The organism is Priestia sp. 53B2, assembly GCF_056099005.1.
On sequence record NZ_JBLZXA010000032.1, the window covers coordinates 1 to 13,029 of the forward strand.

At 33.9% G+C, this 13,029-nt stretch carries 13 protein-coding genes and 1 pseudogene; 11 read left to right on the plus strand and 3 right to left on the minus strand.

Going from position 1 to position 13,029, the window contains the following annotated elements:
- The 4 genes from ACN6NE_RS27880 to ACN6NE_RS27895 form a co-directional block, all read left to right on the plus strand.
- On the plus strand, positions 1–155 hold a 155-nt coding region (locus tag ACN6NE_RS27880), incomplete at its 5' end, for a DUF2382 domain-containing protein (RefSeq protein ID WP_474328616.1).
- A gap of 287 nt (positions 156–442) precedes the next feature.
- Positions 443–1,279, plus strand: a complete 837-nt coding sequence (locus ACN6NE_RS27885; protein WP_129707973.1) for an STAS domain-containing protein — start codon at positions 443–445, stop codon at positions 1,277–1,279.
- A 255-nt stretch (positions 1,280–1,534) separates the two neighbouring features.
- A complete protein-coding gene (locus ACN6NE_RS27890; protein ID WP_474328527.1) occupies positions 1,535–2,209 on the plus strand; it encodes an SOS response-associated peptidase in 675 nt (224 codons plus the stop codon).
- A 229-nt stretch (positions 2,210–2,438) separates the two neighbouring features.
- Positions 2,439–2,681: a hypothetical protein gene (locus tag ACN6NE_RS27895; RefSeq protein ID WP_129707979.1), complete on the plus strand. Its 243-nt coding sequence runs from the start codon at positions 2,439–2,441 to the stop codon at positions 2,679–2,681.
- 255 nt (positions 2,682–2,936) lie between these two features.
- Here ACN6NE_RS27895 and ACN6NE_RS27900 read toward each other — a convergent pair whose 3' ends face one another.
- Positions 2,937–3,248: a hypothetical protein gene (locus ACN6NE_RS27900; RefSeq protein ID WP_129707982.1), complete on the minus strand. Its 312-nt coding sequence runs from the start codon at positions 3,246–3,248 to the stop codon at positions 2,937–2,939.
- A gap of 326 nt (positions 3,249–3,574) precedes the next feature.
- Between ACN6NE_RS27900 and ACN6NE_RS27905 the strand changes: the two genes are divergently transcribed.
- The 5 genes from ACN6NE_RS27905 (at position 3,575) to ACN6NE_RS27925 (ending at position 10,345) form a co-directional block, all read left to right on the plus strand.
- Positions 3,575–4,666: a YsnF/AvaK domain-containing protein gene (locus ACN6NE_RS27905; RefSeq protein ID WP_474328529.1), complete on the plus strand. Its 1,092-nt coding sequence runs from the start codon at positions 3,575–3,577 to the stop codon at positions 4,664–4,666.
- A gap of 315 nt (positions 4,667–4,981) precedes the next feature.
- Positions 4,982–5,152, plus strand: a complete 171-nt coding sequence (locus tag ACN6NE_RS27910) for a hypothetical protein (RefSeq protein ID WP_474328531.1) — start codon at positions 4,982–4,984, stop codon at positions 5,150–5,152.
- Positions 5,153–6,221: 1,069 nt separating this feature from the next.
- Positions 6,222–7,787, plus strand: coding sequence for an L-glutamate gamma-semialdehyde dehydrogenase (gene pruA, locus ACN6NE_RS27915; RefSeq protein ID WP_474328533.1), 1,566 nt, complete (start codon positions 6,222–6,224; stop codon positions 7,785–7,787).
- 73 nt (positions 7,788–7,860) lie between these two features.
- Positions 7,861–8,781, plus strand: coding sequence for a proline dehydrogenase family protein (locus ACN6NE_RS27920; RefSeq protein ID WP_129707990.1), 921 nt, complete (start codon positions 7,861–7,863; stop codon positions 8,779–8,781).
- Between the two features lie 175 nt (positions 8,782–8,956).
- Positions 8,957–10,345, plus strand: a complete 1,389-nt coding sequence (locus tag ACN6NE_RS27925; RefSeq protein WP_474328535.1) for an amino acid permease — start codon at positions 8,957–8,959, stop codon at positions 10,343–10,345.
- A gap of 284 nt (positions 10,346–10,629) precedes the next feature.
- On the opposite strand, the pseudogene ACN6NE_RS27930 reads toward ACN6NE_RS27925, so the two are convergent.
- Positions 10,630–11,256 (minus strand): annotated as a pseudogene (locus ACN6NE_RS27930) (recombinase family protein).
- A 260-nt stretch (positions 11,257–11,516) separates the two neighbouring features.
- Between ACN6NE_RS27930 and ACN6NE_RS27935 the strand changes: the two are divergent.
- Positions 11,517–11,873, plus strand: coding sequence for an aspartate/glutamate racemase family protein (locus tag ACN6NE_RS27935; RefSeq protein ID WP_474328537.1), 357 nt, complete (start codon positions 11,517–11,519; stop codon positions 11,871–11,873).
- A 138-nt stretch (positions 11,874–12,011) separates the two neighbouring features.
- Here ACN6NE_RS27935 and ACN6NE_RS27940 read toward each other — a convergent pair whose 3' ends face one another.
- Complete coding sequence (locus ACN6NE_RS27940) at positions 12,012–12,593, minus strand: LOG family protein (RefSeq protein WP_474328539.1); 582 nt, start codon at positions 12,591–12,593, stop codon at positions 12,012–12,014.
- 99 nt (positions 12,594–12,692) lie between these two features.
- On the opposite strand from ACN6NE_RS27940, the gene ACN6NE_RS27945 reads away from it, so the two are divergent.
- Positions 12,693–13,013 carry a MazG nucleotide pyrophosphohydrolase domain-containing protein gene (locus tag ACN6NE_RS27945; protein ID WP_047751205.1) on the plus strand — a complete coding sequence of 107 codons (321 nt, stop codon included), beginning with the start codon at positions 12,693–12,695 and terminating at the stop codon, positions 13,011–13,013.
- The last annotated feature ends 16 nt before the right edge of the window (positions 13,014–13,029 follow it).

Below are 13,029 nucleotides of genomic sequence, written 5' to 3' on the forward strand. Positions count from 1 at the left end.
CAAAGGAACCAGTCGTAACAGAAGAAGTAGTTGTAGGTAAACGACGAAAAGAGAAAAATGAAAAAGTATCGGAGACTTTAAAGAAAGAAGAAGTAAATATTAAAAATCAAGAGAGGCCTCTGACATCACATCATAACGAAAAGTTTAATAAATAGAATAAGAAGAATAAAACTCAAGTTTTTGAGCATACTAAGATAATAGGAACCCCAATTCCTTATATTCCCTTAAGTATGTATTTTTAGAAAAGCTACTCATTTGAGTAGCTCTTTTTTTTACAAAGCAAAAATGAAGATCAAGTAGCTTACTTAAACCCATTTTATTCTTTAACTCAAATACTTCACCATACATTAAAGAGAACATCAGTGTGTTGACTAGTAGTTAGGTTTTTTGTGCTCATTAAAAGGGAAAGTTAAAGTTATCTATCATTAAAGGGGAACACACTATGGATAAAATGACTCAAGAATTACATGATTTTTTATTACAACATGTGAATGAAATGGCTCAAGAGTGGCTAGATTCTCGAGAGATAGAAGAGAATTCTGTTTACACAGCTGATGCTTCTTCAGAGGTAACTGAATACCTTCGAGAACAAAATCACTATTTTACTCGTACGATAGTTCATGTCCTAAAGGATGGATCATTTAAAAATCTTAGTGGTTGGGCTCAAGAAATTGCGACCAAACGAGCTCGCTTAGGGAATCCTCTGTATCAGAGTATCCGCCATTTTAAAACGTTTCGTTTTATTTTTCTTAAAAGGGTGGAAGCATTTATAGATCTCCATCAGTCTACTATTACACAAAGGGATATTCTTTTATGGACCAAAACTTTAAACGAAGCGTTTGATAGGATGATTGAACTCTTTACCATGTATTATGGGCAAGTGGCAGAGGCGCAATTATATGCTCAAAAGATGCTAATTTCAGAACTTAGTACCCCAGTTATCAGTATTTCAGATACAGTTGGCGTCCTTCCTTTAATTGGTCAGATTGATGATTATAAGAGCAACGACTTTGTAGAGAGAATTATGGTGCAGGCAAAAGACCTCGAATTGTCTTGCCTAGTCATTGATTTATCAGGCGTACCTTCCATTGATACAATGATGACCAATGAATTGTTTCAAGTGGTAAACATGTTAGACTTGCTAGGAATCGATACAACAATCACAGGTATCCGCCCAGAGATCGCTTTAACAGCCGTTCAATTGGGTATAGATTTCAGTAAAATAAAAACATATGGAAAACTAAAAGACGCAGTAAGTGACCTTTTGTATGAAAGGTAAAAAAATGATAAAAGCAGGAAGACTACCAATGGAAGGTAGTCTTCTTGTCGTAGGTAAGCTTGCGATTGAATGCGATGGAAAACAGTATCATTCCTTAAAAGAAAAAAAAGCAACTAATTGAAAGAAAAGTGTTTTTTTGAGGAAACAATAATACCAATTAATACGAATCAGTGGCAGCAGCATTGTAAATCTTACACCTTAAGTTCTAAAAAGAGTTAGAAAAACATTAAATAAAAAAAGAGAAGGTGAGAATATGTGTGGAAGATTTTCTTTAGCAACAGATATATATATATGTTTCAAGAGCAGTTTAACTTTGAATTTAACGATGAAGTAACAATTAATCCAAGGTTTAATGTGGCTCCTTCCCAACAAATTCTAACAATAGGATCTAACGGTGGAAAAAGAATTGGAATAACGATGAAATGGGGACTAGTACCTTTTTGGTCTAAGGATAGTAAAATTGGATATAAAATGATAAATGCACGCGCTGAAGGTATTGATCAAAAGCCAAGTTTTAAGACACCTTTTAAACGCAAGAGATGTTTAATTGTATGCGATGGATTTTATGAATGGAAAAAAGAAGGAACAAACAAGCAGCCTTTTCGATTTGTTATGGAAGATGGTCGGCCATTCGCATTTGCTGGACTCTGGGATGAATGGGATAAAAATGGTGAGCCTCTTTATTCGTGTACAATTATAACCACAACCCCAAATGAAATTACAAAAGAAGTTCATAATAGAATGCCTGTAATTCTTGAAGAAGACGCATATGATTTATGGATGGACTCTAAAATGAATGATACAGAGTATCTTAAATCACTGCTCATTCCTTTTCCATCGAAAAAGATGAAATCATATCCTGTATCTACAATTGTTAATTCACCGAAAAATGATGTTGCGGATTGTCTATCTCCGGTTAATAGTCTATAAAGTAACATATTCCAATTCTCAATGTTGGTGATGTATAATTTCTGTACTTCTAAGGGTTGAATTATTATATAAAGCCATGCGAATCATTGAGTATAAATTGTATACCTTAAGTTTTAAGAATACACCTTTGCAATAAATATAATCTCTCAGCCTGTGCTAGTTGCAAACCTGGTGCCAATTCATTTATAGATTCACTAACATAAAACATGAATTTTTAAGGAGAGAGAAAATGGAAATATTATTTAATCAAACAACCCGAAAAGATTATTTTGATAATGATGCTGTTAAATTTCTTGATACAGTAAAAACTCTTGCAAGAGATCATGGCCTTACAGTTGAGGAAACCTGTCGTATTTTAGAACTATCTATGAAAATTGATGATTATGCTCGCAAAGATGAACAATTAGCAGGATTGGGACGATTAATAAAGGATCTAATTAATGAAATTTCTATGTTAAGAGAAAAGTTATAACATGATAAAATAGAAAAAACACCTAGAGAGTAAGGTGTTTTTTTGTAATTAAGATGCTTAAAACACAGTTAAACTAAAAAAGATAAGGTTTTGAATTAAAGACCTTCTCTTCTATATAGTAAGAAAGCAGTCCTTGAATAGTTAAAGGACTGCTTTTTTACTTTATTCTATAACGAAGCTAACTCTTTCTTCTTCGTTCTCATACGAAAAATAATTTCAAATCTCTATAGCAGAAAGGAATTTATAGAAAAGCTGTTAGGATTTATTTCCTTTAAATATGATTTTTCTTTTCTCCTGTTTAATCCGTTTTAACCGTAGTTCTATCTTTTTATCTAACGCTCTATACAGTATTTCGCTAGTTGCGCATATTAAAAATAAGATTAGAGTAATAATTGCGGCTTTTGGTACATGAAAATAGAAACAAAGTACGACTACAAGTAGGGACATAGCGTAAATGGAGTTGGTTACCCATCTTCTACTTCTATGAGCTTCTAGGTTTCTCTCAAGTAATTCTTTTTGCCCTTCTTCTTTTTTTGTATCTTTTAAATGATGGTATGTAGGATTCATCGCTTTTTCTCCCCCATGAAAGCTAATTGTAAATTATCTCTGTATTAAATATCCTATATGTTTCAATTAAGGAAAAATATGCGGTTTTTCCTTCCTCATATTATATACGAACAAATGTTCTTTTTCAATAAAAATTCTAAAGTTTTCCCGATTATTGCTATTGCCTATACTTTATCTTGCTACATTTTATAATTTAGTTGCTATTTACATAGTCCTACGTTTCACGTTTTAAATACAAATACACTGGGTACATGATATACACAATGAGGATGGAATTAAATGTGAAAATAAGATTTCGTTTAATTAAAATTTAAGGAGATGGGAAAATGGGAACGAGAAAACGAGTTGCAGGAACTTTTTATTCGGAACAAGAAGCGATACATGCAATTAAGGGGTTAAAACGTCAAGGATATCGTGAAACAGATATATTGGTAGTAGCAAAGGATAGAAGTAACACTTTACAGTTAGGGGCCGAAACGAATGTAATGATAGAAGCTGGAACGCCAGCTGTAAGTTCATTGGCAGGTGTGATGATGGATAGCTTTCTTACCATGATGACAGGTGGAATGGCTACTACTACACAAGCTAGTGGTCTAACTTCAAAACTTGTTAGAATGGGCATTCAAAGTTTTACTGCAAAACAGTGTGAAATGGATGTAAAGGAAGGGAAAATTCTTGTCTTAATTGATGTGGATGAAACTCAAACAATTCCTTCGTATACTACGGTTGGGGGAGTTTCAAACGAGACAGAGGAGCATAGGTCAGTGCAACTTCGCGAAGAGAAACTCGATGTAAGGAAAGAACGTGTTCAGACTGGGGAAGTACAACTTCGTAAGGAAATTGTAGAAGAATTACGAACTATCCAGGTTCCGGTTATGCGTGAGGAAGTCTACGTAGAACGTCGCTCGGTTATAGACGGCCAGTATGATGGTAGCCCATTGACAGAGAACGAGATCATTCGTATTCCTATTATGGAGGAGCGAATTGAGGTAACCAAAAGACCTGTGGTTGTGGAAGAAGTAATCATTGGTAAGCGTAAACTTCAAGAGATTAAAGAGATGACGGATACTGTCCGAAAAGAAGAAGCACAAATTGAACAGTCAGAGCTTCCCGCAGTTCCTGAACTTGCTGACTCTGAAATCTATCAAAACATGGATAATCACGTAGATCAAAGTTATCAAGAAGTTGCTGCCGCAATTGCCTCTGATGCTCCAAAAGAGGTAAAAGTTAAACTTTCACCCAACAAGAAACAAGAAGCTCAACTTAAAGTGATAACTTCTCCTGTTATTAAAGAGATTGAAGAGGTTACAGCCTCAGTAAACAATCAGAAACCAGAAAGTCAAATTAAAGACACGGATATTACGACTTCTGAAAAAGGGAAAAACAATGAGAAATCAACAAACAAGCAAAAGAAATAAGTATCTCTCCTCTATAGTTTATAATAGAGGGAATAATTGAGAAGATTTAAGGAAGGGCTGCCTAGCTGTATTGGCAGCTTTTTTTATTTCCCTTTAAATGTTCCTAAAATCAAAAAAGAACCAAAATAACTCATTAAAATGAGCGTAAACAGGCAATAAAATAAATGACTTTCATTACTAGGGGTCATTTCTTTTATTCCTAAAAGTCCTGGAGATTATATCAAATTCCAACAGGTATTCTCACTAAATTCTAGAAATATTACTTATCAAAATAACGTATAAATATTTCCAATTATGATAAAAGAAGGTGATTAAATGGAACGAAAGAAGTTTATTGAACACATTGATAAGTTAATAGAACAATCTGATGCGTGGGGAAAGGATGCGGAGAAAAGAGAAGACTGGAACAGTGCATGTTTTTACCAAGGCGAGGTCAAAGCTTATGAGAGAGTAAAGAGATTGGTTAATCAGCAGTTACATGCATAAATAAAAATTACAACCCTAACTCAGAAATGAGTAGGGTTGTAATTTTTATTTTTCTAGTTTCCATAAGTTTGATTTCAGGAACCAATTAAAATCTTTTCTATAAAAAATAAATGTATTTATTCTAAGATTAATTCTCTTTAAAAAACTATGGTCTTTAAGGTATAGTTATCATTCCTTATTTTTCATAACAATCATTTTATTAGAATAATATTGAGGGTGACTGAATCTTTCTATAACTCTTATTCCAAATTACTTGATTAGAAAAGGACTTTATAGGCGCGGGCATTTTTAGGGGAATTTAGAAACTGTAAATCACTGTATACTTAAATAATTGGATAAAAATCACCAAATTAAAGGCATATCTATAATAATGATGCTAGTGACTATAGTGTCATCATTATTATGGTTTTAGCAACTGACCTTACAAAGACCCTAAATCTCTGTAGTTTTTAATCTTGTGGAATATTTCGTATCCTCTAGTAGAGTTTCATCTGCATTTCAAGAGCATTTTCTGCTGTAGTCTAATTTATTAAGAGCTATGGGAACAAGGATATTACATAATTTTATTCATAGTTTCTTATTTGTAATCATATTTGAAAATAGTTTTGTAACAGTTTCAAATGAATGTAAGGGTGAACTTTATCAAAATAAAGTTTTAATTTAATTAGACAGCGTTTTTTTAAGTGATAGCTAATTAGGAAAACTATTAGCTCATTTTGGAGTACCTGAATATTAAATATAAAAAATATGTCAGATTATCTAACCATATATTTGCATAAAACCTTAAAAGTAATATAATCATTCTATCATATGAACAAAAGTGTTCAAAAATAAAAAATTGAACACTTTCGTAAAAAAAGTATGTACAAAACCCATTAAAGGTGTTTATAATACATTCTTATAAAGAGTAAATGTTCTAAAAATTATAAATTTATTTATGATTTTAAATTTTTAGAACCTATTATCTAATAAGTATTGATAATTTGAAGATGGTATTGGCCAGTACTACGAAACACATCGATTTTAAAATCAGAAATCTATTAAAACTTTTAAGGGAGAGAATAGTACGATGACAACAACTCTTACAGAAATCAAAGCATATAAACACGAGCCTTTTACAGACTTCACGCTTGAAGAAAATAAAAAAGAATTCAAAAAAGCTTTAGAAACTGTACAATCTCAACTAGGAAAAGATTATCCCCTAGTTATTGGTGAGGAGTTAATTACAACAGATGAAAAAATTATATCGATTAACCCAGCAAATAAAGTAGAGATTATTGGGCGAGTGTCTAAAACGAATCAAGAATTAGCTGAAAAAGCTATGCAAACAGCTCTTTCTACATTCAATACATGGAAAAAAGAAAATCCAGAAGTACGGGCAAACATTTTATTCCGTGCAGCTGACATTATCCGTTATCGTAAACATGAATTCTCAAGCTACTTAGTTAAGGAAGCTGGTAAGCCTTGGAATGAGGCTGATGCAGATACAGCAGAAGCTATTGATTTTCTAGAGTTTTATGCACGCCAAATGTTGAAATTAAAAGACGGAGTACCTGTACAAAGTCGTGAAGGAGAAGAAAATAAATTTAATTATATCCCACTTGGTGTAGGAATCATTATTTCTCCATTTAATTTTCCGTTAGCTATTATGGCAGGAACTGCAGCTGCAGCAATCGTTACAGGAAACACAATCTTATTAAAACCTGCGGATGCAACTCCTGTCGTAGCAGCGAAATTTGTAGAAGTAATGGAGGAAGCAGGGCTTCCTAAAGGAGTACTAAACTTTATTCCGGGCGTTACACCTGAGATTGGCGACTATTTAGTTCAACACCCTAAAACACGTTTTGTTTCATTCACAGGTTCTCGTGAAGTTGGTTGCCGTATTTATGAAAAAGCATCAAAAGTACAACCAGGGCAAAAATGGTTAAAACGTGTTATTGCTGAAATGGGTGGAAAAGATACAGTAGTTGTTGATAAAGATGCAGATTTAGATTTAGCAGCATCTTCTATCGTGTACTCTGCATTCGGCTTCTCAGGACAAAAATGTTCAGCTGGTTCTCGTGCTGTGGTTCATCAAGATGTGTATGATATTGTACTTGAAAAAGCAGTTGCATTAACAAAAACATTAAAAGTAGGAAATCCAGAAGATGTATCTACTTATATGGGACCTGTTAGTCACGAGGCTTCTTATAACAAAGTATTATCTTATATTGAAATTGGTAAGGAAGAGGGGCGCTTGATGACAGGCGGAGAAGCAGATGACTCTAAGGGTTTCTTCATCCAGCCAACAATCTTCGCAGATGTCGATGAAAAAGCACGCCTAATGCAAGAAGAGATTTTTGGTCCAGTAGTAGCTTTCTGTAAAGCACGCGATTTCGATCATATGATGGAGATTGCAAATAATACTGACTATGCTTTGACAGGTGCATTGCTTTCTAGTACACCTGCTCATATTGAAAGAGCAAAAGAGGAATTTCATGTAGGTAATCTTTATTTCAACCGTGGTTGTACAGGTGCAATTGTAGGGTATCATCCGTTTGGTGGATTTAACATGTCTGGAACTGATTCAAAAGCAGGAGGACCGGATTACTTAATCCTGCACATGCAAGCAAAAACAACAAGTACAGCACTTTAAAAACAATGGGACAGCTTTTCGAGGCTGTCCCGGTTTTTAAAAAAAGGTGTACATATATTTAGGGGGGATTTTCATGTTAGCAGAGGTTTCAAAAAATGTTTTTCTTCATGTTTCTCAAAATAGAGTACTAAATAAGGCTGCAAAAAAATGGGGTCTTAAATTTGGAGCTTCTCAAGTTGTGGCGGGGGACACAATTGAGAGTGCCATCAGAAAAGTAAATCAATTAAATCAAAAGGGATTAGTTTGCACTCTCGATCATTTAGGAGAATTTGTATCCAGTAGAGAAGAAGCTGTAGAAGCAACACAATATAACGTGCGGACATTAGAAGCTATGGGGGAATCAGGTGTAAAGTGTAATCTATCCGTTAAGATGACCCAGCTTGGTTTAGATATTGATTCAAATTTCTGTCTGGAAAACATGCGTCGAATCCTTGAAACGGCAAAAAAGTATAATAATTTTGTACGAATTGATATGGAAGACTATGCACATTGCCAAATTACATTAGATATCTTAAAAGAATTACGTCAAATATATGGTTATGATAACGTAGGTACAGTTATTCAAGCATATTTGTTTCGAGCTGAGCAAGATGTAAAAGACTTAAAAGGCATTTCTCTTAGGTTAGTTAAAGGGGCTTATCAAGAATCTCCTACCGTAGCTTATCAAGAAAAGAAGGAAATAGATAATAATTACATGAGAATTATTGAAGAACATCTATTAAGTGGAAGCTATACAGCCATTGCCTCTCATGATCATACTATTATCGAAAAAGTAAAAGAATTTGCTAAAAAACATCAAATTAATCGTAATCAATTTGAGTTTCAAATGCTATACGGATTTAGAACCGATATGCAGTTGAGTTTAGCCAAAGAAGGTTATAAAATGCGTGTGTATGTCCCTTTTGGAAATGACTGGTTTGGATATTTTATGCGTCGTATGGCAGAAAGACCACAAAATGTTGCATTTGCACTAAAAGGCTTTTTTTCTAAATAAAAATCTAAATTTTCATAATATTTAGATTTTATTAAAGTTCTGTCAAAAAACTAAAGAGCCTTTGTTATGTGAGCAAAGGCTTTTTCTGATGACTTTCTTCTCTTCTCAACTCAACTATTAAACTTTCTTACTTTATGTATAGGAATATTAATTTATACAAAGGAGGTTATAAGATATGCATGATCAACAGCCTGAGCTCAAAAAAGAATTAAAAACGCGTCATATCACCATGATTTCTCTTGGTGGTGTCATTGGTGCTGGACTATTTATTGGAAGTGGAACATTAATTAATACTGCAGGACCTGGTTCGATTATCTCGTACGCATTTGCTGGTTTATTAGTCATTTTAGTAATGCGGATGCTAGGGGAAATGTCCACAGTCAATCCATCCAGTGGGTCGTTTGCTACTTACGCTAGAGAAGCAATTGGACCATGGGCTGGATATACTATTGGTTGGTTGTACTGGTTCTTTTGGGTTATTGTTATTGCGGTGGAAGCAATAGCAGGTTCAACAATTATTCAATATTGGTTTCCTTCTTTGCCATCCTGGTCAGTGAGCCTAATTCTTACCTTTCTGTTAACCTTAACTAACATATTTTCTGTTAAATCTTTTGGTGAATTTGAATATTGGTTTTCTTTAATTAAAGTGGTAAGTTTAGGTCTATTTTTAATCCTTGGAGGAGCTATTATATGTGGTTTTATACCAGGAGTAGAATCACCTGGTACATCAAACCTTCTCGACAGAGGTGGATTCCTTCCTAATGGAATAAGTTCGATCTTCTTAGGAGTAACTGTTGTAATGTTCTCATTTATGGGAACAGAGATTGTAGCCACAGCCGCAGGAGAATCGCCTCATCCAGAAAAAGCAATTATATCCGCAACAAATACCGTCATCTACAGAATTTTACTTTTCTATCTTGGCTCTATCCTGATTCTTGTAACAGTTCTTCCTTGGGATTCTTCTAGTTTGATGAAAAGCCCTTTTGTATCGCTCTTAGAAATTGTCAATATTCCAGCAGCAGCTCAAGTAATGAATTTTATCTTGTTAACAGCTGTACTTTCTTGCTTAAATTCAGGTCTTTATACAAGTTCTCGTATGTTATTTTCTATGGCTCAGAAAGGAGATGCTCCTAAACTGTTTTTAAAGGTAAATAGAAAAGGAATTCCCTTTAATGCAATTATAGGCTGTACCATTATTTCTTATATCAGCGTAGGTTTTAATTATCTTTCTCCTGATAAGATTTTTTTGTTTCTAGTCAACGCTTCTGGGGGAGTCGCTCTTCTTGTATATTTGGTAATCGCTTTCTCTCAATTACGTATGCGTAAAAATTATGAAAAGGAGCAGCCTGAGAAACTCAAAATAAGAATGTGGCTGTTTCCTTACTTAACATACGGCACGATTGTTGGTATTACTAGTATTTTTATCGCAATGCCTTTTATTGATTCTTTACGTACACAGTTCTTTTTAACTTTACTAATAGCTTTATTCATTGTAGGATCTTTCTTTCTTACAAAAAACAGAAGGAATATAACAAAAGTAGAAGTAGAGAAAAATATTTCTTAAATTTAAAGTCAATACAAATAAAGGAGCTATTTTTATGTGGATAATCACTACTTATTCAAATCTAAACAATACTACGATGTTTGAATATGAAAACGAAATAGAAGCAAGAAAAGCCTTTAGAGAGATCCAAGGTTGTAAAATCCTTTCGGAGGTTATTTATTTTAGTGATTCTAAATTAGATTTGGATGTATACTAATCTCTTTTATTGTATGATTCATTATAAAAAGCTCGTCTAAAATAAGCTTATCTCTAAGAGTAAGCAATTTTCAGACGAGCTTCTCCTATTATATAGTAGTCACATCAAGGGTATTTTCAGGTTGCTTCACTAACTTATAAAACGTTGTCTTTTTTAAATTTGCTTCCTCCATTGCCTGTACGGCTGTAATTTCTGTTTGCTTCCATCGATTATAAACTTCAATAAACTCCTTACTGACTTGAGCTTTAGGTCGCCCAAAAGATACTCCCTTATTCAGCGCAGCATCAATTCCCTCACGTTGACGCTTGCGAATACGATCTCGTTCTTCTTGAGCCATCCAAGACAGAATTTGCAGGACTAAATCCGCAATAAATGTTCCCAGACTTTCCTTATACTGAGTTGTATCTAGCAACGGCATATCCAAGACCACAATGTCAGCCTCAATCTCTTTTGTGAGCGCATTCCACTCCTGTAAGATTTCTTCTTTATTAGGACCGAAACGATCTAACGGATGAATATAAAGAATATCCCTTTTACGAATCATTCGTTTTAATAATTGATACTATTCTCGATTGAAGTTTTTTCCACTTTGTTTATCAATGAAAATATCACGAGGAGAAATACCCACTTCTTGCATGAATTGAAGTTGAAGACCTTCATTTTGATCTCGACTGCTCACACGTATGTATCCAAATTTTTCATTTTTATCCTCAATTTCTAGCTAGCTTCCTCTTATTCTACTCCAAACGTTCGTAGAAGTGTATGAGTTTTAGAGAACGTTCGTAATTTATTTTTAGACTTAAACGAACGTTAAAAAGGATAGATTTTCTATCCGAAAGAAAAGTTTGTAAAAGTATACTTTTACGGACTTTTATTGATTCTTGTAATACTTATTATGGTAACTACGATTACATATGATGTTCACGCTGATAAAATCTTAACTTGTGGTAATATTTCTCATAAGGGGGGAGTAAATTGAAAACAATAGGTTTATTAGGTGGAATGAGTTGGGAATCATCAAGCGAGTATTACAGAATTATCAATCAAACAGTAAATAGAAAGTTAGGAGGACATCACTCTGCTAAAAGTGTGATGTATTCTGTAGACTTTGAAGAAATAAAGAAATTACAACATAGTGATAGATGGGATGAAGCAACAGAGTTAATGATTAAAGGAGCTCAATATATCGAAAAAGGTGGAATAGAAGGAGCTATATTAGGTTGTACTGAAATCTCCTTACTAGTTAATCAGAATGATATCTTGATACCTATATTCGATACCACCGAAATACATGCACAAACAGCAGTTGATTGGGCATTGGGGATCTCCTAAGAAAATAAGTAGATGAAAAAGAGACTAAGTACCATATTCTTCAGAACAAAGGCTTCCTAGAAAATCATATTATGGTAAGGTACATTAAAAATAAACAAAAAAGAACAGGATTAGATAGTAGCTAATCCTGTTCTTTTGTTAGCTTTGAGCTTTTGTGATATATGTTTTAACTGAAGGAGGTTCATATGTATTAAATTGATCTAATAAACCTTGTGGTTCTGTATCTACAAGAGCCATAGAACGATATTTTTCCTGTAGAAATTGCTCTTCTGTCATGTGATTAAATAAAGAAATAAGTGGTGTATAATAATCATTAATATTCAATAATCCGCAAGGCTTCTGATGTAAACCTAACTGAGCCCATGTGAAAATCTCAAAGAATTCCTCTAATGTACCTGGACCGCCTGGTAATGTAATGAATCCATCTACAAGTTCAGCCATCTTGGCTTTTCTCTCATGCATAGATTCAACAACAATAAGCTCTGACAGATTTTTATGAGAAATTTCTCTTTCCTCAAGGAAAGTAGGCATGACGCCAATGACATATCCGCCAGCTTCTAACACAGCATCAGCCACAGCACCCATTACTCCAACACTTGCTCCACCATATACAAGCGCAATATTACGTTTAGCAAGCTCTTTTCCCAGAGCTTTTGCCCCTTGAATATAAAGTTCAGATGCTCCATTACTTGATCCACAAAATACAGCTATTCTTTTCATATATATCCCCTCCTATGTAATCACCGTTATTGATTATACATAATAATAGATGATTTGGTAAACTTAGTTGAAGTTAAAAAAGGAAGGTGGAACCATTCAATGAACGTAACAGAATTTCAACAGTGGGTAAAGGACTACTACAAAATGAGAGGTTGGTCAGATTTAGATATCTTTATTCGAATTGGTTTTCTTGCTGAAGAAACAGGTGAAGTAGCACGAGCTATTAGGGCTTTAGAAATTGGAAGGGATCGACCTGATGAAGTAACTGGAACTTTGGAAGAAAATAAGAAAGAATTAACGGAAGAACTAGGAGATGTGTTAGGTAACTTGATTGTTATTGCTAACAAATATGACATTTCTTTAGAAGAAATATTTAGCTCACATAAAGAGAAGCTTGCAGAGCGTTATTCTACTAGATGAATATGGATGTAATAAA

Excerpts from the sequence above, each read along its gene's own strand:
- ACN6NE_RS27885 (WP_129707973.1), top strand. The coding sequence starts at position 443 with ATGGATAAAATGACTCAAGAATTACATGATTTTTTATTACAACATGTG.
- ACN6NE_RS27895 (WP_129707979.1), top strand. The coding sequence starts at position 2,439 with ATGGAAATATTATTTAATCAAACAACCCGAAAAGATTATTTTGATAAT.
- ACN6NE_RS27900 (WP_129707982.1), bottom strand. The coding sequence starts at position 3,248 with ATGAATCCTACATACCATCATTTAAAAGATACAAAAAAAGAAGAAGGG.
- ACN6NE_RS27905 (WP_474328529.1), top strand. The coding sequence starts at position 3,575 with ATGGGAACGAGAAAACGAGTTGCAGGAACTTTTTATTCGGAACAAGAA.
- ACN6NE_RS27910 (WP_474328531.1), top strand. The coding sequence starts at position 4,982 with ATGGAACGAAAGAAGTTTATTGAACACATTGATAAGTTAATAGAACAA.
- pruA (WP_474328533.1), top strand. The coding sequence starts at position 6,222 with ATGACAACAACTCTTACAGAAATCAAAGCATATAAACACGAGCCTTTT.
- ACN6NE_RS27920 (WP_129707990.1), top strand. The coding sequence starts at position 7,861 with ATGTTAGCAGAGGTTTCAAAAAATGTTTTTCTTCATGTTTCTCAAAAT.
- ACN6NE_RS27925 (WP_474328535.1), top strand. The coding sequence starts at position 8,957 with ATGCATGATCAACAGCCTGAGCTCAAAAAAGAATTAAAAACGCGTCAT.
- ACN6NE_RS27940 (WP_474328539.1), bottom strand. The coding sequence starts at position 12,593 with ATGAAAAGAATAGCTGTATTTTGTGGATCAAGTAATGGAGCATCTGAA.
- ACN6NE_RS27945 (WP_047751205.1), top strand. The coding sequence starts at position 12,693 with ATGAACGTAACAGAATTTCAACAGTGGGTAAAGGACTACTACAAAATG.